Below are 25,471 nucleotides of genomic sequence, written 5' to 3' on the forward strand. Positions count from 1 at the left end.
TGTACAGCGGCTCGAGCACGCCCTACCCCGTCCCCGGCGGCGGAGCCTCGAGGTTCGCGATGCAGGTCGCGGCAGCCATCGTGTGCGAGTGCGTGAGGGAGACGTCGATCGCCGTCATGCCGACCCGCTCGGCATAGGCGAGCGTGCGGCCGGAGAGCGTCACTCCCGGCTTCGGCGGCCCGACGATCTCGATCTCCTTCCACGTGAAGCGCACGCCGCACCCGAGCGCCTTGCCGACCGCCTCCTTGCCGCAGAAGCGCGCGGCGTAGCTCTCCGCCGGGTTCCGCTTGGCCTCGCAGTACGCCTGCTCGGCGGCGGTGAAGCAGCGGTCGCGGAAGCCGGGGCGCTCGAGCGCCCTGCGGATGCGCTCGATCTCGATCAGGTCCGTGCCGATCCGCACTGCCATCGGGATCGCCCGCGCCTCCGCCCTACGTCGCGCGCTCGAGCCAGTCGGGGAACTGCGCGATCGAGCTGAGCACGACCTCGGGCACGACGTTCGAGCCCTCGAGCGCGTCCGGACGGAACTTCCCGGTCCGCACGAGCGCCGTGCGCATCCCGAACACCTGGGCGCCGCGCACGTCCGCCTCGAGGTCGTCGGTGACCATCCACGTGAGCTCCGGCTCCGCGTCGAGCGCGTCGAGCGCGGCCGCGAAGTAGGAGGGGCTCGGCTTTCCGAGCACCGTCGCCTCGACCCCGGTCGCGTACTCGAGCCCGGCGACGAACGCGCCCGCGTCGAGCATCGGGCCGCGCCTCGTCTGCCACCAGCGATTGCGGTGCAGGCAGTAGAAGTCGGCGCCGCCCATGATCTCCGCGAACGCGCCCGCGAGGTTCATGTAGCTGAAGACCTGGTTCGGCTCGGTCGTCTCGTCGCAGCCGCCGAGGAGCACCGCGTCGGCGTCGTGGCCGACGAGCTCGATGCCCTCGAGGTCGGGCACGATCCCCGCCATCACGAGCGCCAGCACCCGCTTCCCCGCGAGCTCGCGCGCGGCCGCCCGCGGCGTCGTCTGCAGCTCGTCCTCGTCGAGCTCGATGCCGAGCTGCCGCAGGTCGTCCGCGAGCTGCGATCGCGGACGCGTGGAGTTGTTCGTCACGAAGCGCAGCGCGTGCCCGGCGTCCCGCAGCCGCGCCACGGCCTCGGCGGCACCGGGGATCGCCTCCCCCGACACGTGGAGCACGCCGTCGATGTCGAGGAGAATGCAGGCCATGCACGAGGAGTCTATTCGCGTCACCGGCTCCGTCTCCATCCCTCTGGACGAGATCACGCTGCGGGTGTCGCGCTCGTCGGGGCCCGGCGGACAGCACGCGAACACCGCGGAGACGCGCGTCGAGGCGGTGTTCGCCGTCGAGGCCTCGACCGTGCTCGACGAGGCGCAGAAGGATCGCCTACGGGCACGGCTCGGCCCGGTCGTCCGTGCCGTCGCCCAGGACGAGCGCAGCCAGGCGCGGAATCGCGAACTGGCGCTCGAGCGGCTCGCGGCGAAGCTCGCGGAGGGCCTCAAGGTGCCGAGACGGCGGGTCGCGACGACGCCGACGAAGGGGGCGGTCGACCGCCGGCTCGAGGGCAAGCGCCGGCGGGCGTCGGTGAAGAGAGCGCGGCGCCCGCCGGAGGACGAGTGACGCTCGCCGCGGACACGGTGCTCCCGCTGCTGCGCGGGCGCCTCGGTCGGCCGTACCTGTTCGTCGACACGTGCGCCTCGACGCAGGACCTGATGCGCGATCCGGGACTCCCCGAGGGCGCCGTCGCCGTCACCGACCACCAGACGGCCGGCCGCGGTCGGCGCGGCCGTGTCTGGGAGGACGCGCCGGGCGACGCGCTGCTCTGCTCCGTCCTGCTCAGGCCGCCGCCCGGCCCACGCCTGCCGCAGCTGTCGCTCGTCGTCGCGCTCGCGGTCGCACGGGCGATCGAGCGGGCCACCGGCCTCGACGCCCTCGTGAAGTGGCCGAACGACGTGCTGCTCGACGGGCGCAAGGTGGCGGGCATCCTCCTCGAGACGCGCGACGACGCAGTCGTCTGCGGGGTCGGCGTGAACGTGAACCAGCCGGCGGAGCGCCTGCCGCGGGCGACCCGCCCGCCCGCCGGCTCGCTGCGGACGGCGACCGGCCGCGAACACGACCGCGCGACGCTCGTCGCCGACGTGCTCGCCGAGCTCGAGCCGGCCTACGACGCCTGGCTGCGGGACGGCCTCGCCGCGCTCCTGCCCGAGCTCGAACGGCGCAACGCGGTCGTCGGGCTCGCGCTCAGGACGGGCGTCGGCGAGGGCACGGGCGGGCGGATCACGGCCGACGGCCGGCTCGAGGTGATCCTCGAGGGCTCGGGCGTACGGCTCGTGGAGAGCGGCGAGATCGAGCTCCTCTGAGGCTCCCCCGGGCGTGGGAAAGCCGCTTCCATCGTGCACGAAACCCCGATGCGCCGGGTGTCGAGACGTGGCGTGATGGAGGTGAGAGATCGGTGAGCGCCGGAGGTGCGCGATGGCCGTTGGGTTACCTGTCCGCAGCCCCTCCCATCTCGACCTGACGTCGCAGGAGTTCGAGCGCAGGCTGGCCGCGCACGGGCACGGCGCGGAGGAGATCCGGCGCCTGTGGGACGAGCTCGCGGCGGCCGAGGCCGAGGAGCGCGTCGCGCGGCCCGTCGTGCTCGGGCTCGGGCCGCTGATCGCCTTCTACCTCGGGCTCCTCCTCGTCGTCGCGGCATCGGTCTCGCTCCTCGTCATCTACTGGGACGGGCTCGGCGCCGCAGGCGTGCTCGCGCTGGCCGTCCTGTACCTCGCGGGGTCCCTCGCCGCGAGCGAGATCCTGCGCCGGCGCGACCTCGTGGAGCCGGCCGAGGCGCTCGAGGCGGTGGCCGTCGCGTGGGTCGGCGTGGCGACGTACGCCGTGCAGGAGCTCGCCGGGTACTGGCCGGAGCTCGCGAGCGACAGCGGCGAGGTGCACCGTGGCCTGACGACGATCGCGCTCGTCGGGCTCGCGTTCGCCGCGCTGCTGTTCGCGGCGCGGCCCGACCGGCTGCTCCTCGTTCCCATCGCCGCTGCGACGGCGGTGCTCGCGGCCGACCTGGCCGAGCTCGTGTTCGGCGAGATCCTCGACGAGCTCAGCGGGCGACAGCTCGCCGCGTTCGTGCTGCCGCTCGGCGTCGCGTGGCTCGCGGCCGGGCTCTGGCTCGACGTGACGCGCCGGCGCTCGTATGCGACCTGGGCCCACTGGTGCGGGCTCCTGCTCACCGGCGCAGGCGTGATGTTGGTCGTCCCGGAGACCGTGCCGGGCTACACGCTCGTCGGGGCGCTGGGAGCGATCTCGCTGTTCTTCTCCGCGTTCGTGCGCCACTGGAGCTTCACGGTCGTCGGCGCCGCCGGCGTGCTCATCGCGACCGTGGCCGCGCTCGGCGAGCTCGGAGGGATCGCGCCGCTCGTGATCGCCGTCGTCGGGATCGCGCTGATCGTCCTCGGGCTCCGCTGGTCGAGGTGGCGGGACGCGATCCGGATCGCCGTGCTCGCGCGGATGCCCGCCGGTACCCGCGACGTCGTCCAGCGGCTCGCCGGGTAGCGCGGCCGGGCGCCAGGGTCGCGCGCGGGGTCAGTCCCCGGTGGGGTTCGGCCCGCGGGCGAGCGCGAGTGCGCGCCGGTACTCCTCGGGCGTGTTCACGTTCACGACCGAGTGGAGCTCCGGGTCGGCGGCGGCGAGCTCCGGGTCGGCGAGCAGCGCACGCTCGTCCAGCAGCCGCGCGCGGCAGCTCGCCGCCAGGCGCCCGAGCTCGCGCACGCCCTCGTCGAGCAGCACCGCGGCGAGCGGGCCGAGCGCGACGCGGTAGGCGGCGAGCAGCGGGTGCCGCCTCCCGGCCACGACCGGGATCGCGGCGTCGACGTCCGCGCCGACGGCGTCCACGACGCGGTGGACGAACGCGGGGACGAGCAGCGGGGCGTCGACCCCGCACGCGAACGCGACCTCCGCGCGACCGGCGAGGACGTCGAGACCGTCGCGGAGCCCCTGCAGCGGCCCGCGGCCCGCGGCGCGGTCCTCCACGACCTCGACGCCCGCGGGGAGCGGCGGCAGGGCCTGGCCCGCGGAGCGCACGACGACCACCGGCCCGTGGTCGAGGGCGTCGCCGACGACGCCGGCCACGTGCGCGACGAGCGGGATGCCCAGCCAGTCGAGGCTCGCCTTGTCGCGGCCCATGCGGTCGGAACGACCCCCGGCGAGGACGACCGCGGCGCGGCGCACGAGGCTACGCCTCGCGGTGGTGGACGTGCTGGAAGCCGAACCGCCCCTTGATGCAGAGGTTGCCGCGCGTGACGTCGTGGTCGTCGGGGCTCGTCACCTTCACGATCTCGTTGTCCTGCACATGGAGCTCGAGCGTGCAGCCGACGCCGCAGTACGGGCAGATCGTCTGCGTCACCGTCTGCTCGTCCTCGCGCCACTCACCCGCCTCGCGCAGCTCGTGCTCCGACCGGAACATGAGCGCGCCCGTGGGGCAGACGGCGATGCAGTTGCCGCAGTAGACGCACGCGGACTCCGGAAGCTCGGCGACGTACTCGGTGGAGATCCGGGCGTCGAAGCCCCGCCCGGCGACGTGGATCGCGAACGTGTTCTGGTACTGCTCGCCGCAGGCGTCGACGCACTTGTAACAGAGGATGCACTTCGAGTAGTCGCGCACGTACAGCTCGTTGTCGACCTTGATCGGGGCATGGACGGTCGCCGCCGTCTGCCCGTCGGGCTCCGCGTGGGCGCCGGTGCGCTTCCGGTCGCGGTCGGCGTCCGGCGGGGCCTGCGGCCCGAACCGCTCGGGCTCGGCGTCGTAGCGCTCGAGGTAGCCGGGCGCGACGGGCGTCGTCGAGAGGTCGACGGACGAGGCGAGGAGCTCGAGCACGAGCCGGCGGGAGAGGCGAACGCGCTCGGAGTCGGTCCGCACCTTCATCCCCTCCTCCGCGGGGCGGGAGCACGCGGGCGCGAGCACCCTCGCCCCCTCCAGCTCGACGACGCAGACCCGGCATGCGTTCGCGGGCTCGAGCGTCTCGCCGTAGCAGAGCGTCGGCGTGTCGATCCCGAGCCGGCGGCACGCATCGAGGATCGTCTGCCCCTCGAAGACGCGGACCGGCTGCCCGTCGACCTCCAGCTCGACCATCCGCCGGGGCGCGAGGAGGTCGCTCACGACCGCCCTCCGGCGAAGACGTCGAGCCGCGCGATCGCGGACTCGATCGCGCTCGACGCCGTCTGCCCGAGCCCGCAGATCGACGCGTCGCGCATGCACTGTCCGACCTCGGCGACGAGCGCGAGCTCCCGCGCGACGCCGCCTCGGGGCCGTCCCGCGACGAGGCGCGCGAGCGCCTCCTGCTGGCGCACCGTCCCCACGCGGCACGGAACGCACTGGCCGCACGACTCGTTGCGGAAGAACGCGGCGATCCTCGCCAGGAACCGCGGCAGGTCGACGGTCTCGTCGAGCACGAGCACGACGCCGGAGCCGAGTGTCGTGCCCGCCGCCCGCGCCCCCTCGAAGGTGAGCGGCACGTCGAGGTCGTCGGGCGTGAGGAAGCTCCCGGCGGCACCGCCCATCAGCACGGCCTGCAGCGCGCGCCCACCGGGGACGCCGCCGGCGAGCTCGAGGAGCTCGCGCAGCGTCGTGCCGAACCGGACCTCGTAGACGCCGGGCCGCTCGACGTGGCCCGAGAGGCAGAAGAGCTTCGTCCCGGTGGAGTCGGCGGTGCCCGTCTCGGCGAACGACGGCCCCGACTGCAGCACGACGTCGAGGACGTTGACGAGCGTCTCCACGGTGTTGATCACCGTCGGCTTCCCGTGGAGGCCGTGGGTGACGGGGAACGGCGGCTTGTTCCGCGGCTCGCCGCGCTTCCCCTCGATCGACTCGAAGATCGCCGTCTCCTCGCCGCAGATGTACGCGCCCGCGCCCTTGCGCACCTCGATGTCGAACGCGAAGCCCGCACCGAGCACGTCCGGGCCGAGGAGCCCGCGGCGGCGCGCCTCCGCGAGCGCGTGCTCGAGCGCGTGATGGGCCTGCGGGTACTCGCCGCGCAGGTAGACGTAGCCGTGCTCGGAGCCGGTCGCGTACGCGGCGATCGTCATCGCCTCGATCACGGCGAACGGGTCGCCCTCCATCAGCACGCGGTCCTTGAACGTCCCGGGCTCGGACTCGTCGGCGTTGCAGACGACGTAGTGCGGCCGGACGGGCTGCCGGGCGACCGCCTCCCACTTGACGCCGGTGGGGAACGCGGCTCCGCCGCGGCCGAGCAGCTTCGACTCCCTGACCTCGCGCACGACGCCCTCGGGCCCGAGCTCGAGCGCGCGACGGAGCGCGGCGTACCCCCCGTGCGCGCGGTAGTCGTCGAGGCTCGACGGATCGACGACGCCGACCCGGCGCAGCAGCCTGAGGTCGTCGCCGTGCTGCGGCAGCCTCGTCGGGGGCTCCGGCCCGGGCTCGCCCCCCGCGAGCACGTCGAGCACGTCCGACGCGGTCGTCGGCGCGAGCACCCGGTCGGAGGGCAGCTCGCCGGCGACGGCGAGCATCGCCGCCGGCGCGCGGTCGCACTGCCCGAGGCAGGGGCTGCGGAACCACGTCGCCGAGCCGTCGTCCGACAGGTCGCCCTCCGCGCCAAAGCGCTCCTCGAGCTGCGCGATCAGGCCCTCGGCGCCGCGGCAGCGGCACGCGAGGTCCTCACAGACGTGGACGACGCGGGGCGGCCTCGGCTCGACCGCGAACAGCGCGTAGAAGGTCGCGACGCCGTACGCGTCGGCCGGCGGGACGGCGAGCCGACGGCAGAGCTCGTTGAGGCCACCGGGGCTGATCCAGCCGATCCGCTCCTGGAGCGCCCACAGTGCCGGCAGCAGCAGGTGCCTGCGACCGCGGGCGGCATGGCCGCCCGTCGCCGTGTTCCCGCCGGGGCCGGTGCGACGGCTGCCGCCGTCCCACCCGTCCACGGGCGGGCCGAGGACGTCGTCGAGCGCCGCGCGCTCCGCGGCGGTCGGTCGGGCACCGGGGACGAGGTGGAGGTCCACGGGCTAGGCGTCCGCCCCCACGGCCGCGGGCTCGGCTGCACCGGCGCGATCCTCGACGACACCGGGCTCGCGCTTCTCGATGCGGATCGCCGCCGCCTTGAACTCGGCCGTCCCCGACTTCGGGTCGGTCGCGTCGATCGTCAGCAGGTTCGTCTCCACCTCCTCCGGGAAGTGGAACGTCATGAACGCGAGGCCCGCGCGCAGGGACTCGTCGACCCGCACCGGCGCCTCGACCGAGCCGCGCCGGGACGAGACGCGGACGACCTCGCCCTCGGAGAGCTCGAGGCGCTCGGCGTCCTCCGGCGAGACGTCGATCGACTCGCCGCGGTGCAGCGGCGACCGGTAGCGGCCGGACTGGGCGCCCGTGTTGTACGACTCGAGCCGGCGCCCCGTGGTGAGCCGGATCGGGTACTCGGCGTCGAGCGCCTCGAACGGCGGCCGCGCCTCGACGACGCTGAACGGCGCGGGCGGCCCCTCGAGCGGCTCGCGCCAGAGGCGGTCGTGGAGGAACGGCGAGCCGGGGTGCGCGTCGTCCGGGCACGGCCACTGCAGCCCGTCGTGCTCCTCGAGGCGCTGGTAGCTCATCCCGCGGTGCATCGGGGAGAGCGATCGCAGCTCTTCCCACGCCTCCTCGGCCGTCGGCTGGCCCCAGTCGTACCCGAGCCGTCGCGCCAGCTCGGAGAGGATCCACATGTCGTCCCGGGCCTCTCCGGGCGCGTCGAGCGCCTTGCGCACCCGCTGCACGCGGCGCTCGCTGTTCGTCACCGTGCCCTCGCTCTCGCACCACGACGCCGAGGACGGCAGGACGACGTCGGCGAGCTCGGCGGTCTTCGTCATCACGATGTCCTGCACGACGAGGAAGTCGAGCCCCGAGAGGAGCGTGCGCGCGTGCCCGACGTCGGCCTCCGACTGGGCCGGGTTCTCGCCGATCACGTAGAGCGTGCGCAGCTCTCCGCGCTCCATCGCGTGGAACATCTGCGTGAGGTGCCAGCCGTAGTGGGGACGGATCGGCACCCCCCACGCCGCCTCGAACCGGGCCCGCGCGTCGGCGTCCCGCTCGATGTCCTGGAAGCCGGGCAGCTTGTTCGGGATCGCGCCCATGTCGCCGCCGCCCTGGACGTTGTTCTGGCCGCGGAGGGGGTTGAGCCCGGAGCCGTAGCGGCCGACGTGACCGCAGAGCAGGCCGAGGTTGATGAGGGCGAGGACGTTGTCGACGGCGTTGTGGTGCTCGGTGATGCCGAGCGTCCAGCAGATCATCGCCCGGTCGGCGCGCGCGAACGCGTGGGCGGTCTCCCGGATCGCCTCGGCCGGGACGCCGGTGAGCCGCTCCCCCTCGTCGAGCGTGAACGGCTCGATCGACGCGACGAACTCGTCGAAGCCCGTCGTCGCGCGCTCGACGAAGGCACGGTTGTGCAGCCCGGCGTGCACGATCTCGCGCGCCATCGTGTGCGCGAGCGCGATGTCGGAGCCGACGTCGAGCCCGAGCCACCGGTCGGCCCACTGGGCCGAGGTCGTCCGCCGCGGGTCGATCACGTGGAGCCGCGCGCCGGCGTGCACGCCCTTGAGGAGGTGGTGGAAGAAGATCGGGTGCGTCTCGCGCGCGTTCGAGCCCCACAGGAGGACGACGTCCGTCTCCTCGATCTCGCGGTACGACGAGGTGCCGCCGCCCGCTCCGAACACCGTCGCCAGACCGACGACGCTGGGCGCGTGTCAGGTGCGGTTACACGAGTCGATGTTGTTCGTGCCCATCGCCTGGCGCGCGAACTTCTGCGCCAGGAAGTTCATCTCGTTCGTCGCCTTCGAGCACGAGAAGACCCCGAACGACGTCGCCGCGCCGACGTCGCGCGCGCGGGCGAAGCCGGCGGCGACCTCGTCGAGCGCCGCGTCCCACGACGCGGCTCGCAATGCGTCGCCGTCGCGGACGAGCGGGGTGGTGAGACGGCCCTTCGGCGTGCGCATGTGGCTCTCTCCTTCTCCGCGGATCTCGCCCGAAGGATTCCGCTCCGCCGGCCCCGCGTCAAAGTGACGCCGTCGACTCCATCATAGATTTCGTCTATCAAAACTCGTACCATGGTCGAAATGGCCATTGCCCTCCAGCACCTCGCGTACCTCGCCGCGGTCGCGCGCGAGCAGCACTTCGGTCGGGCGGCCGGCGCCCTCGGGGTGACGCAGCCGACGCTCTCCGCGGGCCTGCGGCGCCTCGAGGCGGAGGTGGGGTTCCCGCTCGTGCGCCGCGGCCAGCGCTACGAGGGCCTCACCCCCGAGGGGGAGCAGGTGCTGGGCTGGGCGCAGCGCGTGCTGGCGGACGTCGACGGGCTGGAGGAGACGGTCGACGCGATGCGCCGCGGGCTCTCCGGCCGCCTGCGGCTCGGCGTCGTGCCGACGTCGATCTCCTCCGTCGCGCTCCTCACGACGCCGTTCCGCGCCGCGCACCCGGGGGTCACCGTCTCCGTCTACTCGCTCAACTCACGGCAGATCGAGCGCGGGCTCGCCGACTACGAGCTCGAGGTCGGGCTCACGTATCTCGACTCCGAGCCGCTCGAGGGGGTGCGCACGCTCTCCCTCTACCGCGAGCGCTACCTGCTCCTGACCGCGGGCGACGGCCCGCTTGGCGGGCGCGCCGACGTCGGCTGGGCCGAGGCGGCGGGGCTGCCGTTGTGCCTGCTCACCACCGACATGCAGAACCGCCGCATCGTCGACGCGCTCTTCGCGGAGGCCGGCGCGTCGCCGCGCCCCGTCCTCGAGACGAACTCCGTCTCGACCCTCTACCTCCACGTGCGCGACGGCGGGCTGTCGACGGTGCTGGCCCACGCCTGGCTGCACCAGTTCGGCGTGCCCGAGGGGATGCGCGCGATCCCGCTCGTCGCCCCCCGGGCGGCGCGCTCGATGGGCCTCGTCTGGCTCGACCGCGACCCCGAGCCGCTCCTCGTCCGCGCACTCCACGGTGTCGCGCGCGGCGTCGACGTCGAGGCCGCGCTCAGCGGAGCGCGCGCAGCGCGTTGACGATCACCGCCACGTCGATGCCTTCCTGGAGGAGGGCGCCCGCGACCGGCGGGAGGTACCCGAACGCCGCGAACACCATCGCGATCAGGCTCGCGCCGAGCCCCAGGATCACGCTCTGGCGGGCGATGTGGAGGGAGCGTCGCCCGATCCTCACCGCATCGGTCACGCGGTCGACCTTGTCGACGGTGACGACGACGTCGGCCGTCTCCGACGACACCGTCGCCCCCTGCGCGCCCATCGCGATCCCGACGTCGGCGAGCGCGAGGGCCGGGGCGTCGTTGATCCCGTCGCCCACCATCACCACGGGACGGAGCCGCTCCTGGGCGCGGATCGCGCGGACGACGTCGAGCTTGTCCTCCGGGCTCTGCTCGGCGTAGACGACGTCGACGTCGACGAGCCTCCCCACCTCGTCGGCGATCTCGCGGCGGTCGCCGGAGACGAGCGCGACGTGCTGGATGCCGACGTCCCGGAGCGCGTCCGCGAGCTGCGTCGCCTCCGGGCGGATGTGGTCGGCCATCACGATCACGCCGCTGAGGGCGCCGTCGACGCCGACGACGACCTTGGCGCGCCCCACGGTCGCCGCGCCGTCGAGGGCGCGTGACGCGTGCCGGGCGCCCTCGTACCCCAGCTGCTCGAGCCACGCGCCGGACCCCACCGCCACCTGCCGGCCCTCGACGACGCCGACGATGCCCTGACCCGGCGTCTCACGGGTGTCGGTTGGAGGCGAGAGCGCGAGGCCGTCGCGCACGGCGCCGTGCACGAGCGCCTCCGCGAGCGCGTGCGCCGAGTGCTGGTCGAGCGAGGCGGCGAGCCGCACCACCTCCTGGGGCGGGAGGTCGTCGAGCGCGACGACGCGCTCGATCTCCGGCTCCCCGCTCGTCACCGTCCCCGTCTTGTCGAAGAGGACGGTGCGCGCACCGCCGAGCGCCTCGATCGCCCCGCCTCCCTTGACGATGATGCCGAGCCCTGCGGCGCGGGAGAGACCGGCGACGAGCGCGATCGGCGCGGCGAGGATCAGCGGGCACGGGGTCGCCACCACGAACACGGCGAGCGCGCGCACGGGGTCGCCGCTGAGCGCCCAGGCCGTGCCGGCGACGACGGCGGTCACGGGCAGGAACACGATCGCGTAGCGGTCGGCCATGCGCACGAACGGCGCTCGCTGCTCGGCCGCCTGGCGCACGAGCCGGACGACGCCCGCGTAGGCCGACTCCGCCGCGGGGCGGTCGACGCCGAGGTCGAAGGCCTCGCCCGCATTCGACGTGCCGGAGAGCACCGCCCCGCCCACGGGCACCGTGACCGGGAGCGGCTCGCCCGTCAGCGCCGACGTGTCGATCACCGCCTCCCGCGCGCCCGCCACCGTCCCGTCGGCGGGGACGACCTCACCGGCCCGGATCACGAGCGTGTCCCCGATCGCCAGCCGCTCCACCGGCACCTCGACGATCGCGTCGCCCTCGCGGCGGTGCCCGATGCGCGGCGCGCGGTCGACCAGCGACCGGAGCTCGCGCGTCGCACGGCCCTGGGCGTAGTCCTCGAGGGCGTTCCCGCCCGCGAGCATGAGGGCGATGATCACGCCTGCGAGGTACTCGCCGAGCAGCAGCGCGCCGACGATCGCGACGAGCGCGATCGCATCGACGCCGACGTCGCCCTTCAGGAGCGATCGGGCGACGTCGAGCGCCAGCGGGACGAGGACCGCGATCGTCGCGACCGCCCACAGCGCCTCGGCGGCGCGGTGGTGGTCGAGGAGTGCGAGCGCGAGGCCGCCCGCCAGCGCGGCGAGGATCAGGCTCGCGAGGACGCGGTTGAACGACCGTGCCACAGGCTCAATCGTGGCGATCGGGGGTCGCGGCGCGCATCCGGGCGTGCGCGGATCGGCCGGTGGGAAGCCCGGAGCGGCTCAAGCGGCGACGCGCTCGGGGACCGAGTACACGTTCACCCTTCCCTCCCGCACGAACCCGCACAGGGTGATCCGACGGTCGACCGCGAGCTCGACGGCGAGCGACGACGGGGCGCCGACGGCGACGACGACCGGGCAGCCGGCGACGGAGGCCTTCTGCACGAGCTCGAACGAGAGCCGTCCGCTGACGCAGAGGACGGCGTCGGCGAGCGGCAGGCGACCGGCGGCGGCCGCCCAGCCGACGACCTTGTCGAGCGCGTTGTGACGGCCGACGTCCTCCCGGAGGCACAGCAGCGAGCCGCTCGCGGTGAAGAGGCCGGTCGCGTGGAGCCCCCCCGTCGCCTCGAAGACCGTCTGGCCGGCCCGGAGCCGCTCGGGGAGCGACGAGACGACCTCGACCGACACGCGCAGAGCGCTCTCGACCGGGGCCGCCTCGACGGCGACCTGCTCGATCGCACCCTTGCCGCAGACACCGCACGACGACGTGGTGTAGAAGGCGCGGCGGAGACGGGACGCGTCGAAGCCCGGCGCCTCGACCTCGACGGTATTGGCGGCGAGATCGGCGGGGACGCGGACGGCGCGCGCGGGGATCCCTTCGGTGAGGCAGAAGCCGAGCGCGAGCTCGTCGTCGTGCCCCGGCGTGCGCATCGTGACGGCCACGGGCTCGCCGTTCACCCGGATCTCGAGCGGCTCCTCGACGGCGAGCCGGTCGTCCGACTCCTCACCCGCCGGGAGCCTGCGCACCCGTGCGACAGCGGTCGCGTACGGCGGCGGCGGGGCCTGCTCGCTCACCGCCGCACCTTAGCGCCGGCACACGCGTGCGGCAGGTGCACGAGCGTGACGCGTCAGCGGTCGGGCTCCGGGGCCGCGTCGGACCGCCCCGGCGGGCCGTTCCGGATCGCGAGCGCCTCCTCGATGCGGTCGAGACGCGAGCCGATCGCGCCGATTGCCGCCTCGATCCTCTCCGCGGCCCGCTGTTCGTCCGACGTCTCCAGCTCCTCGTCCCGCTCCGCCTTCCGGCGTGCAGCCTCCACGAACGCCGAGGTGATCGCGGCCGTGATCACGGTGATGAACCCGATCGCGGAGAGCATGACGACGGCCCCGACGATGCGACCGACTGCGCTCTCCGGGGTGACGTCGCCGTACCCCACGGTCGTCACCGTCTGCAGCGAGTACCAGAGCGCGTCGCCGATCGACTGGTACTCGTGGCGCGCGAAGACCCGCACGAGCACCGCCCCGCCGACGACCGCGCCGATGGTCGTCCCGATGATCGCGAGCGTCGCATTGCGGATCGACGAGGGCTGGGATCGGAAGCGCTCGAGGCTGCGCCGTGAGAGCGACATGGCGGGCATTCTGGCACCCGCGACCGACGCCGCTGGCCCGCGCGGCCCCTAGGCTCTGCACGATGGCACGCGTGAGCCGAGCGCGGGTCGGGCTGTTCGAGCTCGACCGGGAGCAGTTCTCGCTGCGCACGGGGCTCGTCGGGCTCCTCGCCCTCGGCGCGGCGGTGGCCTTCCTGGCCGTCGTCGGGTACGCGGGCGTCGCCGCCGTCCTCGGGGCGATCATCACCGCGGTCTCGGCGGGGAGCGGCCGGCTCGCGCCGTGCATCGCCCGCGGGGTCGCGGTCGCGACGGTCGGCTCGCTCCTCACGGTCGTCGGCGTGTGGTCGGGCGAGCGGGGGTGGACGGCGGGGCTCGTGGTCGCCGTCGTGACGTTCGCGGCGACGATCGTGGTCGCCTACGGCAAGACGGCGGCGACGGCCGCCTTCCTGCTCAACCTGTGGTTGCTGCTCTCGCTCACCTTCACGGCGAGCGATCACTCGCTGGGCGGCCTCGCGGCGAGCTTCCTCGCCGGCGGCGCGTTCGCCGTGGTCCTCCAGCCGCTCGCGGCGCACCGGCGGCGGACAGCGGCGCCACCGGGCCCGGAAGCGGAGGAGCCGCCGGCGGCCCCCGCCGGGCCCTGGAGCGCGCCGCTCCGGGCGGCCCTCCGCCCGGAGTCGCCGCTCTTCCAGTTCGCCGTCGTCCGGGGGCTCGCCACCGGCGGCACCACCGCGCTCGGCTGGTACCTCTTCGACCGGCATCCCTACTGGGCCGTGCTCGTCGCGTTCGTGATCATCAAGAGCGACCCGGTCGAGTCCTGGGCGATCGGCGTGCATCGCGCCGTGGGAACGGTGTTCGGCGCGGCGGCCGGCATCCTCGTCGTCCAGAACGTCGACAGCACGCCCTGGCTGACGTTCCTGCTCGTCGTCGCCTCGATGCTGATGGTCGCCGTGCAGCGCGCGAACTACGCGGCCTTCACGTTCTTCCTCACGACGCTCCTGATCCTCTCGACGCGCCTCGTCGAGGGCGACGTCGGGGAGACGGTGTGGGAACGGGTCGGGGCGACCGTTCTCGGCATCGGCATCGCGTTCGCGGTCACGGCGGTGGTGCTGTCGATCGCGGGTCGGCGTCGACCCGACACGGCGACGACCGCCTGAACGCGCTCGAGCGGCACGCCGCGACCCGTGGCGGCGCGAGGCGTGGCGAGCCTGCCGCCGGGTCGCTACGCTCGGCGCCGTGGCCCCGGCGCCGCCCGCTCCGCGCACCGCCCCGTACGGGCCCGCCTGACATGGGCGCGACGCGGCCGGGCCCGGACCACCCGCTCCACGGCTCGTGCCTGTGCGGCGGCGTCCGCTTCGAGGTCACGGCGCCGTTCCTGTGGGCGAACCACTGTCACTGCTCGCGCTGCCGGAAGCACTCCGGCACCTTCGGCGGGACGCAGGCCAGAGTGCCCCGCAGCGGCTTCCGCCTGCTCGCCGGCGAGGAGCTGATCACCGTCTTCCGGCCGGACGACGGCCGCGTGAAGGCCTTCTGCTCGGTGTGCGGATCGAGCCTCTTCGGCGCCGAGTGGCCGGAAGGCGACGAGATCGGGATCCGGCTCGGGGCACTCGACGGCGACCCGGGCATCCGGCCCCAGTTCCACCTGTTCGTCGCCTCACGGGCGCCCTGGGACGAGCTCCCTGACGACGGGCTCCCGCGCTTCGACGACGCCCACACCGACGCCTGACGCCCGCGGCGTGCGGCCCCGGGCGGCCGTGGCGCGACGCGGTCGAGCTCGGCCGAAGACGACGGCTACTGGATCAGCGTGAGCATGCGGAACATGGGCAGGTACATCGCGATGATGATGATCCCGACCATGACGCCCACGCCGATCATCATGATCGGCTCGATGATCGAGGTCAGCGCCTGGATCGACGCGTCGACCTCTTCCTCGTAGAAGTCCGCGACCTTGCCGAGCATCTTCTCGAGCTCCCCGGTCTCCTCGCCGATCTTCACCATCTGGGAGACCATCGGGGGGAAGATCGGCATCTCGATCAGCGGCTGGGCGATCGTGGCGCCCTCCTGGACGCGCACACGCACCTCGCCGGTCGCCTCCTCGACGACCCAGTTGCCCGACGTCTGGGCGGTGATGTCGAGCGCCTTGATGATGTCGACGCCGGATGCGATCAGCGTCGACAGCGTCCGCGACCATCGCGCCATCGCGACCTTGCGCACCACGGTGCCGATCTGCATCGGGATCCGCAGCTTGAAGCGATCCCATGCCTGGCGACCGGCCTCCGTCTTCTTCCAGCGGAGGAAGGAGAAGATCGCGAGGCCGATCAGCGGGAAGACGATGTACCAGCGGTCGCGCAGGAGGTCGGACGCCTTGACGACCCACTGCGTGAGCACGGGCAGCTCGCCGCCGAGGGTGTCGAAGATCTTCACGAAGACCGGGACGAGGAACATCAGCATCCCGATCAGGACGAGCGTCGCGAAGGCGAGCACGACCGTCGGGTAGATCATCGCGCCCTTCACGCGGCGCTTGATCTTCTGCTCCTTCTCGATCTGGGTGGCGACCCGGTCGAGCACGACGTCGAGCACGCCCGCGGCCTCGCCGGCCTCGACCATCGCGATGTACAGGCGGCTGAAGACGTTGGGGTGCGAGGCCATCGCCTCGGAGAGCAGCGCCCCCGACTCGACCTTCTCGCGCACGTCGTCGATCACGAGCGCGAGCGCCTGGTCGTCGGTCTGCTGCTCCAGGATCACGAGCGCCGTGACGACCGAGAGGCCGGCCTCGATCATCGTCGCGAACTGGCGGGAGAAGATCTGCAGCGACTTCGCCTTCACCTTCTTGCCGCGCCCGAGGACGTTCGAGCGGCCGGCCTGGGCGCCACCCTGCTCCTCGAGCCTCTGCGCGAGCAGCCCGCTCCCGCGCAGCGCATCGCGGGCGGCCGACGCGTCGGCCGCCTGGATCTCTCCGGTGATGACAGAGCCCTGGGCGTTGATGGCGCTGTAGGCGAAGGCAGGCATCCTGGGTTCCTATCGGTGGGTGGCGGTCACGGCTTGAGCACTCGGACGGGCTAGCAGGGGGCGGTCGTCGAGTCGACGACGCACCCGGTCGAGAGGTCGAAGATCGCGGTCAGCTTCGCGAGCGGGTTGCTCGGCGGGGTGCTCTCGCGCCTCACGGTCACGGTCACGCGCTTCGTCGGTCGGCCGCCGGCAGGCGTGTCCGACCGGATGTACGTGTCGATCCGGTAGGTGCGGCCGTCGGGCCCGACGACACCGGTGCGGACGGGCTGACAGCGCTCGAGCGAGGCGTTGCACGACGCCGCCGTCACCTGGGCGCCGCCGGCCCACTCCGCCGCGTCGGCGACGTGGACCGCGTCCCCGGCGGCGGCGACGAGGGACGGATGGAGCCCGATGTCCTGGTAGAGCAGCGACCGGTACATCTCCTGCTGCTTCTCGGCGAGCACCGCGGCCGTGGACGTGCGGCTCGCACGCCCGATCGAGAGGACGCCGGCGTTGAGCATCGCGAACAGGGCGAAGATCGCGATGTTGAGGATCACCATCGTGGTGATCAGCTCGACGAGGCCGAAGCCGTCGTCCCGACGCAGCCGCTCGATCACTTGTCCGACGTCGCGCCCGGCGAGAACTCCTTCGTCTGCTCGGGCGAGCTCCCCGTGTACAGCAGCTTCAGCGCGTACCGCGCCCCGGTCGCCGTGTTCACGAGCGTCACGGGCTTGCCCAACTTCAGCGTCAGCGACTCGCCCTTCGTGAGCTTGCCGCCCGCGATGCCGATCTCGGCGCTCTTCGGCTTGAGGGAGAGGAGCACGAACACGTCCTCCTGCGCCGGGAACATGTCGTCGAGCGCGAGCTGCTCGGGCGTCCCGTTGACCGAGATCGTCGCGTACTCGGGCGGCCCTTCGGTCGGCGCGGTCTGCGACTGCCCGGCCTTCGCCGCGGACGTGGCGGGGCCGGACGATGCCTTCGCCGCAGCGGCGGCCTTCTTCCCGGCTGCGCCCGGCTGCGTGTCGCTGAGCGTCGGCTCACCGGTCGGGCTCGTCGCCCCGGAGGTCTCGTCCGGAAGCGACTGCACGAACGGGTCCTTCGGCGTGAAGAGGCTGAACGCCCGCAGCTGGCCCTCTTCGGCCGGCCGCCGCGGGTTCGCCGAGGTGCGCGCGCTGGCGAGCGACACGGACGCTGCGACCGGAGCAGCCGCCGTCGATGCAGCGGGTGCGCCCGGCGTCGCGGCTGCGGCGGCGGCGGACGCGGCAGCGGCCTGCTCCTGGTCTGCCGCCGACACGGCCGGGGCAGGGGACGACGAGGAGCCGCCGACCTGCTTCAGGAGCCTCGGGCCCTGCAGTGCCACCACGGCGAGCAGCACGATGCCGAGGACGACGAGGATCTTCTTCTGCTTTGCCTGTTTCGCGGCGAGCGCGTCGACTTTGGTGGCCATTACGGTGTCGCTCCTGCGGCGACCGTTCCGGTCGTCGTGGTCGTGGTTTCAGAGGTGTCCCCCGGCGGCACGGCGACGCCGGCGTAACTGAAGGCGTTGACCGTCAGCGAGGCCTTCACGACGGGGAACTTCTTGCCGGTCTCGGGCTCCTGCAGCTCGATGCTGTCGACCGCGTAGATGCGGCCGCGGGCGTCGAGGCGGCCCTTCTTGACCTTGACGAGGGTGCGCAGGTCGCGGAGGAACCGCGAGACGTCCCCGAAGCGACCTTCGAGCACGACCCCGTATGGCTGCTGGACGACGCCGGTGCCGACCTGCGGCGACTCGGGCGTCATCGACCAGAACGTGAGGTCGTGTCGCTGGGCGAGGCGGTCGACGTCGAGAATCACTCCGCCGGTGTCGGTCGCGCCCGGGAGCGCCTTCGACAGCCGGTACAGGTCGTTCGCCTTGATGCGGATGGCCGCGCTCGGGCGCGCGAGCTCGGCGCGCTTCTGGGCGAGCTCGTTCTGGGCGGCGGCGACCTCCGACTGGAGCTCGTCGGCCCTGGTGCGCTTGGGCGAGACGACGAGGAACCAGCCGGCGACGAGGACGAGGGCGAGGGCCGCGGCACCCGCCGCGAGCATGCCCTGCTTGGTGCGGAGCACGCTGGTCATGAGGCACCTCCGGCCATGTCGGCGAGGACGACGAAGCGGACGATCACCTCGGAGCCGACCTCTTCGTACGTGCTCGACTGGAGTTGGACGTTGCGGAGGCTCGGGACCGTCCGCAGCCGTGCGAGCAGTCGGGCGACCGACGGCTGATTGCCCGTGTAGCCCTCGATCTCGACGCCGGTCGGCGACACCGCGACCGGAGCCGTGGTGGTCGTGTCCGCCTGCGCCGTCGCGGGAACGGGCTCCGGCAGCTGCGCGGCCAGGCGGGTCAGGGAGACGTTCCCCGGCAGCACGAGCGAGACGTCACGGAGCACACCGTCCCACGAGACCCGGCCGCCGAGGACGCTCGCGAGCGCGGCGGCACGGCCGGCTTCCGACGCGGCCAGGCTCGGGTCGATCTGCGGACGCTTCGGCTCCGGTAGGGCGTCGATGTCGGCCTGGACCGCCGCGAGCGCCGACTCGCGCTCCGAGACCGTGCCGTTCGCCTGGACGAACATGAACGCGAGCGCGACGAGCGGGACGGCGACGGCGACCGGCGCGGCCACCTTCACCAGGCTCGGGCGACGGCGATCCTGCCCGAGGGCGTCGCGGGGCACGAGGTTGACGGAACGGGTCGGATCGTCGTCGATCGCGAGGCCGATCGGCACCGCGAGCGAGCCGATCGCCGACTCGAGGCTCATGTCGAGCGCCGTGCGCGAGACGATGCGCTGGAGCGGATCGCCGACGCGAACCGACACGCCGATCATCTGGTGCAGGGCCTCGGCGAGGCCTCCGAGGTGCGAGGTCCCGCCCGTGATCACGATCTCGCCGATGCCGAGCGACTCGTTCTGGGTCTGGTAGAACTGGAGCGAGCTGACGAGCTCGCGGGCGAACGGGGTGAGGCGTCCGCGCACCGCGTCGAGCGCCTTCGCGCGTGACTCGTCGTCGAGAGAGGCGAGCGAGGACGTGGCGCCGGTCAGCGAGAGGTGACGGAGGATCGTCGCGGCCTCGGCCGCGTGCACCTCGAGCTCCTGCGCGATCGCGTCCTGGAGGGTCTCCCCGCCCCAGTCGAACACGCGCGTGAACTCGCAGGAGCCGCCGCCCGCGACGAGCAGGGTCGTCACCTCGTGGCCGATCGCGACGACCACCGTGGCGGTGTCGTCGGCGGCCCGCGACGCGAACGGACGCGGATCGACGAAGGTGCGAAGGAGGCCCAGCGCCTCGAGATCGATTCCGGCGAGCCGCAGCCCGGCCTCCTGGCACACGGAGAGGTACGGCTCGACCTGGTCGCGGGGGGCGACGACGAGGAACACGCGGCGGACGGGCTCGCCCGTCTCGCTCGCACGCTCGTCGACGATCCGGTAGTCGAGCACCGACTCGTGGACGGACACGGGGAGCACCTCGTGCGCCTTGAACCGGACGGCGTTGTCGAAGCGCTCGTCGTCCTCGATGCCGCCCATCTCGAACGTCCGGACGCCGATCCGGTTGCTCGAGAGGCCGAGGCGGACGTCGCGCTTCGGGAGGCCGTGCTCGTCGAAGAACCGGCGCAGCGCGCTCGCGAGGGCCGATGCGTCACGGACCTCGCCGTCGACGACGACGCCGGACTCGAGCGGCGTGCGCGCGACCTCGAGCAGCTCGTGGCGCCCGTCCGTCTCCTGGACGACGGCGGCTGCGAGCTGCGAGGCGCCGATCTTGAGGCCGACGAGCTTGCGTGAGCTCCGGCTCCCGCGGCCGCGCGCCTTCTTGGGTGCGGGCGCGCCGGCGGGGCGGATGCGGAGCGAGCGCCTGGACTTCATGGGCTGTCCGTCACCGGGATGCGCCTCGAAGACCGGCTCGGCCGACGACTCGCCGTCGTGCTCGTCTGCAAGGACAGGCGCAGGAGGGGGCGTCGTCGCAACCACCAGGTCGTCGCCGTCACGGTCGGGCTCGACCGCTGCGTCGACAGGGCTCGGGGGTGCATCGGTCACGGGGCCCTCCTCCTGCTCCTGCTCCTGCTCGTGGTGCTTCTCGACGGCAAACACCTCTGGCTCGGGATCCGGCTCGGGATCGACACGCGGCGCCTCGTCGGGCTCGCGCTCGTCGTCGCCGGCGCTCGGCGCGAAGCCGAACGGCGCGCGCTCGGACGTCGACTCCACGTGCGCGTCCACGGAGACCTCGGGGGCCACCTCGGCGGCGCCGACGTCGTCGGCCTGCTCGTCGCGGCGGCGCCGGAACGTGATCTCGCGCTTGTAGAACGGCACCTTGTCGCCGTCCGCGCTCGCGAGCGGCGTCCACGCCGGCGTCGGGCCGGCGGTGAGAGGCTCGGGACGGCCGGCGACCGGGAGCGTCGCGGGGGGGGTGTCGAGGTCGACGGCGGGCGGCATCGGCAGCAGGCGCGGCTCCCGACGGAAGGAGAGCTCCGTGCGGAACTCCGTCCCCTCGACGGGCGCGGGCGCGAAGCCGATCGGCGCGTGGCCGGTGACGGGTGGCGGTGCCACGCCCTCGGAGGAGCGGACGTCCGCGAAGCCGAGCGGTCGATGCGCGGGCGCGGAGGCGTTGCGCTCGCCGTCGGCGTCGGTCGGGGGTGCGGTGAACGGGTTCCACGAGGTCATGGCGGCTCAGCTCCCGGCAACCCGCAGCGACGCCCCGAGAGCGGGCGACGCCGACGGTGCGCCGTCGGTCGACATGGCAGGGACGGAGATGCCGGCCCGCTCGAGGGCGGACAGCAGTGCTTCGGGGCGGCTCGAGCGGGTGATCGCATCCCTGACGTTGACCAGTCGCTTGGAGACGAGCTCCGTGAGCGACTGCTCCATCGTCTGCATCCCCCGGCGCGTGCCGGTCTGCATGTACGAGTAGACCTGCTCGATCTTCCCCTGGCGGATCAGGTTCCTGATCGCGTCATCGAGGAACAGCACCTCGAGCGCGCAGACGCGCCCCTGGCCGTCCGCGCGCGGCAGGAGCGTCTGCGTGACGATCCCCTGCAGCGCGTTGGCCAGCTGCATCCGCACCTGGTCCTGCTGCGCGGCGGGGAAGACGTCGATGATCCGGTCGATCGTGCTCGGTGCGCTCTGCGTGTGCAGCGTCGCGAACACGAGGTGGCCGGTCTCGGCCGCGGTCAGCGCCGTCGCGATCGTCTCGAGGTCGCGCATCTCCCCGAGGAGGATCACGTCGGGATCCTGGCGCAGCGCTCCGCGCAGCGCCTCCGCGAACCCGACCGCGTCCCAGCCGATCTCGCGCTGGTTGACGATGCACCGCTTGTGCTGGTGCAGGAACTCGATCGGATCCTCGATCGTGATGATGTGGTCGGTGCGCTTGCGGTTGATCTCGTCGATCAGCGCAGCCAGCGACGTCGACTTCCCCGAGCCGGTCGGGCCCGTGAAGAGGACGATGCCGCGGGGCTTCGCCGTGAACTCGTGGAGCGACGGCGGCAGCCCGAGCTCCTCCAGCGACTTGATCTCCGTCGGGATGAGACGGAACGCGGCCGCGAGGGCCTCCCGCTGGTAGTAGGCGTTGACGCGGAACCGGGCGAGACCGCGGATGCCGTAGGCGAAGTCGAGCTGGCGATCGATCTCCAGCTTCTTCTGCTGCTCGGTGGTGGTGATCCGGTAGACGAGCTCCCGCGTCATGTCGGGATCGAGCTCCGGGAGATCCGAGAGGAGCTCGATGTGCCCGTGGACACGCACGGCAGGCGGAGAGCCCGCCGTCACGTGGACGTCGGATGCACCGAGCTCGACGGCCCGCTCGAGGAGTCCGTCGGCCGACAGCGGCGCGGGAGATGCGTGCTCGGAGAGCTCCACGGCGCCAACTATCGGCAGCCCGTCGCCACACCTTGAGTCCGCCCCCGAACGAGGGACTCGCCGCCCGCGGTGTGCTGACCGGCCCAACCGGGATACCGCCCCTGGCGGGCACCCGTCCGCCGCGCGTCGCCGTCCGACCTCCCCCGCCCTGGGTGAGGCGACCTCCCGCACACCGGGATCGACGCCACGCCCTCCACGGCCGACGGCGAGCGGAGCCCGCGTCGTGCGGGGACGACGCGGGTGAGACGAGAGACGCCGATGACCATCCGCCGCACGCCGCAGCTCACCGACGAGAAGGGACTCACGCCCGTCGCGCTGCTCGTCGTGCTCGCGATCGCCGGCGTCCTGCTCGCGATCGCCGTCTCCTCCTTCCTGGCGTTCGAGGGTCGCGCCGCGACCAGCGCCGCGAAGGCGGACCTCCGCGCGGCACTCCCCGCGGCCGAGCTCTCCGACGCCGACGAGCACGCGTACGCCGGGATGGACGCCGCCGCCCTGCGCGCGATCGATCCTGGCCTCTCGACGACGGTCAGGGCGCGGTGTCCGCGACCGCCTCGGCCTCCTGCCTCACCGACGCGATCGCCGGCGAGACCTGGAGCGTCCCGGGGCCTGGGGCGCCGCTCGCCGCGTACGTCCCGAACGCCACCTGCTCCCGACGCACGCGGGCGTCGTGTCCCCCGGGGCGGGGGAGGGGATCCCACGCAAATCACCCGTTCGGGGAGTCCCCTCGCGCAGGCGCTCCGCCGATACGGCAGCAGTCGGTTCCATCCCCTCCCTCCAAAAGGAGTGTTCCATGCGGTTCATGAGCAAGGTGCAGAAGCGCCTTCGCAACGAGGAGTCGGGCTTCACGCTCATCGAGCTCCTCATCGTCCTCGTGATCATCGGCGTCCTGCTGGCGATCGCGGTTCCCTCGTACCTGGGCTTCAAGGATCGCGCGGAGCGCCGTGCGGCCGCCTCGAACGTCCGCGCCGCGATTCCGTCGGCCGAGGCGTACTACCAGGATCAGAACCCGGCCTCGTACGCCGGCATCGGCGTCGGCGCCCTCCAGGCGATCGACGCCGGCCTGCAGCTCGACTCGGTTGTGGCCACGGGTGCCGGCACCGGCTTCTGCATGCAGAACACCGAGGGCAGCTACACGTTCAAGTACGACGCGACGTCCGCAGCGACACGGGCGAACGGCGTCACGCTGGGCACCTGCTAGCCAGAGCCCGAAGACAGATCCTCCGATGCGAGAGGGGCGCGGAAGCGCCCCTCTCGCGTTTGGCGGACGGCGGAGGCTCAAGCCGCGGGCCACCGGTGCCGAAGTGAGCGAACGTGACGAGCGGCCTCTCCTCGACGGTGACGATCACCAGGCCCACGCTCAGGGAGCGCGCGGTCGCGGTTCCCGTGTGGATCGGGCTCGTGGGCCTCGTCGCCGCCGCCTTCCTCGTCCGCGTCGTCACCGCGCTCGCGCACTCGACCCCACGGTTCTTCCCCGACGAGTACATCTACGCGTCGCTCGGGCGCGCCCTGAGTCACGGGTCGCTCGAGATCAGGGGCCAGGCGGCGAGCTTTCCCGCGCTCCTCGAGCCGCTCCTCGCAGCGCCGCTGTGGCGCCTCGCCGGCGACGACATCGAGCTCGGCTACCGGCTCGTCCAGGGCCTGCACGCCCTCGCCGCTGCGCTCACGGCCGTCCCCGTGTACCTGATCGCACGCCGACTCGGCCTCTCGGCGCGGCTCGCGCTCGCGTGCGCGGCGATCACGCTCGTCCTGCCGGCGATGGTGCTGAGCGCGCTCGTGACCGCCGAGACCGTGGCGCTGCCGCTCGCGCTCGGCGCGGTGCTCGCAGCGATCGTCGCGATCGACCGGCCGACCTGGCAGACGCAGGTGGCGTTCCTGGGGCTCGCGGGGCTCGCCACGTTCGCGCGCGTCCAGTACGTGGTGCTCGTCCCCGCGTTCCTGGTCGCAGCCGCCGTCGTCGAGCGACGCGACCTGCGGGGCGCCGTGCGCGCCTACGGCGTCACGCTCGCCGCGCTCGGCGCCGGGACGGCGATCCTGCTCGCCGCAGGCACGGGCCGTGCGCTCGGCTACTACCGCGGCGTCACCGACCTCGCGCTCGACCCCGCCGGCCTCGGCCATTGGGCGGCCACGGACGCGATGCTGCTCGTCTACGCGTCCGGCCTCGTCCTCGTCCCGGGCGCGCTCGCGGGGCTCGCGCTCGGCGTCGCGCGGCCACGCAGCCGGGTCGAGCAGGCGTTCGCGGTGCTCGTCGTCGCACTGGCCGCGCTCCTGCTGCTCGAGGCGGCGGTGTACGCATCGAACGGCTCACAGCGGTTCCAGGAGCGGTACCTGGTCGCGCTCCTGCCGCTCGTGCCTGTCGCCTTCTGCCTCGGGATGCGTCGCGCCGCGGGCCGCGCCGGTCGCACCGCGATCGTGATCGCCGCCGCGGGGATCCTCCTCGTCGCGATGGTCGTCCCCGTCGCGGGGTATACCGCGCTCGACGGCAACCAGGACTCGCCGTTCCTGCACGCGCTCACGCAGCTCGAGCAGTCGTTCGGGAGCGGCTCCGCCGCCCTGCTCGTCGCGCTCGCGGCGGGAGCGCTCGCGCTGGTCGCGGCCGCGGTCACGCTCCGGCCGCAGCTCGGCACCGCCGTCGCCCTCGCCGCAGCCTTCGCCGTGCTCGGGACGACGGCCGCCGCCGCCACCGCGTACGACCTCGACGTGAGCGACCGGATCAGGCACACGTTCGTCGGCACCGACGATCCCCGATGGGTCGACGCGGCGGACGTGGGCCCGGTCTCGATCCTCCAGACGCCGCACGCCCGGCGGCAGCAGGTGTCGCTCCAGCTCTTCTACAACTCCTCGATCGACGAGATCCTGCGGCTCGGCGACACGACGGAGGTCGACGCCTTCGGCTCCCGCGTGACGCGGATCGCGGACGACGGCACGATCGTCGCCGACGGCGAGGTCGTGCGGCGCGCGCTGCTCGTGCAGGAGTACGCGTCGTGGGCCCAGCTCGAGGGCGCCGTGCTGGAGCGGCGAACCGTCTCGAGCGCGCTGTGGCGACCCGACGGGACGCCGCGCATGGCCGTGCTGCTCGCGGGTCGATACCTCGACGGCTGGCTCGGCGCCGGCTCGCAGCTGACGGTGTGGCCGGGGGCCGATGGGCCGCGGCGCGCCACCGTCGAGCTGACGCTCTCCCTGCCGACGGGCGCCCCGCCGGTAACGGTGGACGTGAGCGGGGGCGGAGTCCGACGGCCCGTTCGGCTCCAGGCCGGACGTCCCGTGGCGCTCCGCCTCCCCGTCGTCGCGACCCGCCGGCCGGTGACGTTCACCTTCACCCCGCGCCGACCGCTCATCGCGACCGGGAACCGCCCGGTCGCCGCCCTCGCGACGCCTCCGCACCTTCACCCGATCGGTGCGAACGGGCCATAAAGCCCGCG

24 protein-coding genes are annotated in these 25,471 nt (G+C 73.3%); 8 read left to right on the forward strand and 16 right to left on the reverse strand.

The features are described 5' to 3' along the window. Positions 1-22: 22 nt before the first annotated feature. Positions 23-406, reverse strand: coding sequence for a holo-ACP synthase (acpS, locus tag AC162C_RS05610; protein WP_462973891.1), 384 nt, complete (start codon positions 404-406; stop codon positions 23-25). Between the two features lie 22 nt (positions 407-428). After that, positions 429-1,205, reverse strand: coding sequence for a TIGR01458 family HAD-type hydrolase (locus AC162C_RS05615; RefSeq protein ID WP_462973892.1), 777 nt, complete (start codon positions 1,203-1,205; stop codon positions 429-431). Here AC162C_RS05615 and arfB point away from each other — a divergent pair. The 3 genes from arfB to AC162C_RS05630 all read left to right on the forward strand — a co-directional run bounded on the left by arfB (position 1,204) and on the right by AC162C_RS05630 (position 3,540). Further along, on the forward strand, positions 1,204-1,617 hold the full coding sequence (arfB, locus tag AC162C_RS05620; protein ID WP_484096695.1) for an alternative ribosome rescue aminoacyl-tRNA hydrolase ArfB: 414 nt from the start codon (positions 1,204-1,206) through the stop codon (positions 1,615-1,617). The genes AC162C_RS05615 and arfB overlap by 2 nt on opposite strands. Further along, positions 1,614-2,357 carry a biotin--[acetyl-CoA-carboxylase] ligase gene (locus AC162C_RS05625; protein WP_484096696.1) on the forward strand — a complete coding sequence of 248 codons (744 nt, stop codon included), beginning with the start codon at positions 1,614-1,616 and terminating at the stop codon, positions 2,355-2,357. The genes arfB and AC162C_RS05625 overlap by 4 nt, the downstream gene beginning before the upstream one ends. A gap of 112 nt (positions 2,358-2,469) precedes the next feature. Continuing rightward, entirely contained in the window at positions 2,470-3,540 is a 1,071-nt protein-coding gene (locus AC162C_RS05630) for a hypothetical protein (RefSeq protein ID WP_484096697.1), read from the forward strand. A 30-nt stretch (positions 3,541-3,570) separates the two neighbouring features. On the opposite strand, the gene mobA is transcribed toward AC162C_RS05630, so the two are convergent. The 4 genes from mobA to AC162C_RS05650 are packed head-to-tail and all read right to left on the reverse strand — an operon-like array spanning position 3,571 to position 8,958. After that, positions 3,571-4,215 (reverse strand): molybdenum cofactor guanylyltransferase, encoded by a 645-nt coding sequence (gene mobA / locus AC162C_RS05635; RefSeq protein ID WP_484096698.1) that lies wholly within the window; start codon positions 4,213-4,215, stop codon positions 3,571-3,573. Positions 4,216-4,219: 4 nt separating this feature from the next. Next, entirely contained in the window at positions 4,220-5,116 is an 897-nt protein-coding gene (locus tag AC162C_RS05640; protein ID WP_484096722.1) for a 2Fe-2S iron-sulfur cluster-binding protein, read from the reverse strand. 23 nt (positions 5,117-5,139) lie between these two features. After that, complete coding sequence (locus AC162C_RS05645; protein WP_484096699.1) at positions 5,140-6,999, reverse strand: NAD(P)H-dependent oxidoreductase subunit E; 1,860 nt, start codon at positions 6,997-6,999, stop codon at positions 5,140-5,142. Positions 7,000-7,002: 3 nt separating this feature from the next. Further along, positions 7,003-8,958: a molybdopterin oxidoreductase family protein gene (locus AC162C_RS05650; protein ID WP_484096700.1), complete on the reverse strand. Its 1,956-nt coding sequence runs from the start codon at positions 8,956-8,958 to the stop codon at positions 7,003-7,005. Between the two features lie 126 nt (positions 8,959-9,084). Between AC162C_RS05650 and AC162C_RS05655 the strand changes: the two genes are divergently transcribed. Continuing rightward, the gene (locus tag AC162C_RS05655) at positions 9,085-10,002 is read left to right on the forward strand and encodes a LysR substrate-binding domain-containing protein (RefSeq protein WP_484096723.1); all 918 of its coding nucleotides are present in this window, start codon (positions 9,085-9,087) and stop codon (positions 10,000-10,002) included. On the opposite strand, the gene AC162C_RS05660 is transcribed toward AC162C_RS05655, so the two are convergent. The 3 genes from AC162C_RS05660 to AC162C_RS05670 form a co-directional block, all read right to left on the reverse strand. Next, complete coding sequence (locus tag AC162C_RS05660; protein WP_484096701.1) at positions 9,977-11,818, reverse strand: heavy metal translocating P-type ATPase; 1,842 nt, start codon at positions 11,816-11,818, stop codon at positions 9,977-9,979. The two genes, AC162C_RS05655 and AC162C_RS05660, sit on opposite strands and share 26 nt — an antisense overlap. Positions 11,819-11,896: 78 nt before the next feature. Continuing rightward, positions 11,897-12,688: a formate dehydrogenase accessory sulfurtransferase FdhD gene (gene fdhD / locus AC162C_RS05665; RefSeq protein WP_484096702.1), complete on the reverse strand. Its 792-nt coding sequence runs from the start codon at positions 12,686-12,688 to the stop codon at positions 11,897-11,899. A 53-nt stretch (positions 12,689-12,741) separates the two neighbouring features. Next, positions 12,742-13,239, reverse strand: a complete 498-nt coding sequence (locus tag AC162C_RS05670) for a potassium channel family protein (RefSeq protein ID WP_484096703.1) — start codon at positions 13,237-13,239, stop codon at positions 12,742-12,744. Positions 13,240-13,301: 62 nt separating this feature from the next. Here AC162C_RS05670 and AC162C_RS05675 point away from each other — a divergent pair, with 62 nt between their 5' ends. Both AC162C_RS05675 and AC162C_RS05680 read left to right on the forward strand, forming a co-directional pair. Beyond that, entirely contained in the window at positions 13,302-14,372 is a 1,071-nt protein-coding gene (locus tag AC162C_RS05675) for an FUSC family protein (RefSeq protein ID WP_484096704.1), read from the forward strand. 131 nt (positions 14,373-14,503) lie between these two features. Continuing rightward, positions 14,504-14,941, forward strand: coding sequence for a GFA family protein (locus AC162C_RS05680; protein ID WP_462973904.1), 438 nt, complete (start codon positions 14,504-14,506; stop codon positions 14,939-14,941). Between the two features lie 65 nt (positions 14,942-15,006). Here the strand turns inward: AC162C_RS05680 and AC162C_RS05685 are convergent, their stop codons facing one another. The 7 genes from AC162C_RS05685 to AC162C_RS05715 form a co-directional block, all read right to left on the reverse strand. After that, the gene (locus tag AC162C_RS05685; RefSeq protein ID WP_462973905.1) at positions 15,007-16,224 is read right to left on the reverse strand and encodes a type II secretion system F family protein; all 1,218 of its coding nucleotides are present in this window, start codon (positions 16,222-16,224) and stop codon (positions 15,007-15,009) included. A 50-nt stretch (positions 16,225-16,274) separates the two neighbouring features. Continuing rightward, positions 16,275-16,820, reverse strand: a complete 546-nt coding sequence (locus AC162C_RS05690) for a type IV pilus modification PilV family protein (protein ID WP_484096705.1) — start codon at positions 16,818-16,820, stop codon at positions 16,275-16,277. Next, on the reverse strand, positions 16,817-17,650 hold the full coding sequence (locus AC162C_RS05695) for a hypothetical protein (RefSeq protein ID WP_484096706.1): 834 nt from the start codon (positions 17,648-17,650) through the stop codon (positions 16,817-16,819). The genes AC162C_RS05690 and AC162C_RS05695 overlap by 4 nt, the downstream gene beginning before the upstream one ends. Next, positions 17,650-18,300, reverse strand: a complete 651-nt coding sequence (gene pilO / locus AC162C_RS05700; protein WP_484096707.1) for a type 4a pilus biogenesis protein PilO — start codon at positions 18,298-18,300, stop codon at positions 17,650-17,652. The genes AC162C_RS05695 and pilO overlap by 1 nt, the downstream gene beginning before the upstream one ends. Beyond that, complete coding sequence (gene pilM, locus AC162C_RS05705) at positions 18,297-20,867, reverse strand: type IV pilus assembly protein PilM (RefSeq protein ID WP_484096708.1); 2,571 nt, start codon at positions 20,865-20,867, stop codon at positions 18,297-18,299. Before pilM ends, pilO begins: the two co-directional genes overlap by 4 nt. Before the next feature lie 6 nt (positions 20,868-20,873). After that, the gene (locus AC162C_RS05710; protein WP_462973910.1) at positions 20,874-22,052 is read right to left on the reverse strand and encodes a type IV pilus twitching motility protein PilT; all 1,179 of its coding nucleotides are present in this window, start codon (positions 22,050-22,052) and stop codon (positions 20,874-20,876) included. A 526-nt stretch (positions 22,053-22,578) separates the two neighbouring features. Continuing rightward, positions 22,579-22,710 carry a hypothetical protein gene (locus AC162C_RS05715; RefSeq protein ID WP_484096709.1) on the reverse strand — a complete coding sequence of 44 codons (132 nt, stop codon included), beginning with the start codon at positions 22,708-22,710 and terminating at the stop codon, positions 22,579-22,581. A gap of 132 nt (positions 22,711-22,842) precedes the next feature. Here AC162C_RS05715 and AC162C_RS05720 point away from each other — a divergent pair, with 132 nt between their 5' ends. Further along, positions 22,843-23,250: a type IV pilin protein gene (locus tag AC162C_RS05720; protein WP_484096710.1), complete on the forward strand. Its 408-nt coding sequence runs from the start codon at positions 22,843-22,845 to the stop codon at positions 23,248-23,250. Positions 23,251-23,387: 137 nt separating this feature from the next. Beyond that, positions 23,388-25,463 (forward strand): glycosyltransferase family 39 protein, encoded by a 2,076-nt coding sequence (locus tag AC162C_RS05725; RefSeq protein ID WP_484096711.1) that lies wholly within the window; start codon positions 23,388-23,390, stop codon positions 25,461-25,463. Positions 25,464-25,471 lie beyond the last annotated feature (8 nt).

Source organism: Gaiella sp. (assembly GCF_057140465.1).

Bases quoted from the DNA above. Each gene is read 5' to 3' on its own strand.
- AC162C_RS05685 (WP_462973905.1), bottom strand. From the start codon at position 16,224: ATGCCTGCCTTCGCCTACAGCGCCATCAACGCCCAGGGCTCTGTCATC.
- AC162C_RS05675 (WP_484096704.1), top strand. From the start codon at position 13,302: ATGGCACGCGTGAGCCGAGCGCGGGTCGGGCTGTTCGAGCTCGACCGG.
- pilM (WP_484096708.1), bottom strand. From the start codon at position 20,867: ATGACCTCGTGGAACCCGTTCACCGCACCCCCGACCGACGCCGACGGC.
- AC162C_RS05720 (WP_484096710.1), top strand. From the start codon at position 22,843: ATGCGGTTCATGAGCAAGGTGCAGAAGCGCCTTCGCAACGAGGAGTCG.
- AC162C_RS05640 (WP_484096722.1), bottom strand. From the start codon at position 5,116: ATGGTCGAGCTGGAGGTCGACGGGCAGCCGGTCCGCGTCTTCGAGGGG.
- AC162C_RS05615 (WP_462973892.1), bottom strand. From the start codon at position 1,205: ATGGCCTGCATTCTCCTCGACATCGACGGCGTGCTCCACGTGTCGGGG.
- AC162C_RS05695 (WP_484096706.1), bottom strand. From the start codon at position 17,650: ATGGCCACCAAAGTCGACGCGCTCGCCGCGAAACAGGCAAAGCAGAAG.
- arfB (WP_484096695.1), top strand. From the start codon at position 1,204: ATGCACGAGGAGTCTATTCGCGTCACCGGCTCCGTCTCCATCCCTCTG.
- AC162C_RS05630 (WP_484096697.1), top strand. From the start codon at position 2,470: ATGGCCGTTGGGTTACCTGTCCGCAGCCCCTCCCATCTCGACCTGACG.
- AC162C_RS05680 (WP_462973904.1), top strand. From the start codon at position 14,504: ATGGGCGCGACGCGGCCGGGCCCGGACCACCCGCTCCACGGCTCGTGC.
- AC162C_RS05670 (WP_484096703.1), bottom strand. From the start codon at position 13,239: ATGTCGCTCTCACGGCGCAGCCTCGAGCGCTTCCGATCCCAGCCCTCG.
- acpS (WP_462973891.1), bottom strand. From the start codon at position 406: ATGGCAGTGCGGATCGGCACGGACCTGATCGAGATCGAGCGCATCCGC.
- pilO (WP_484096707.1), bottom strand. From the start codon at position 18,300: ATGACCAGCGTGCTCCGCACCAAGCAGGGCATGCTCGCGGCGGGTGCC.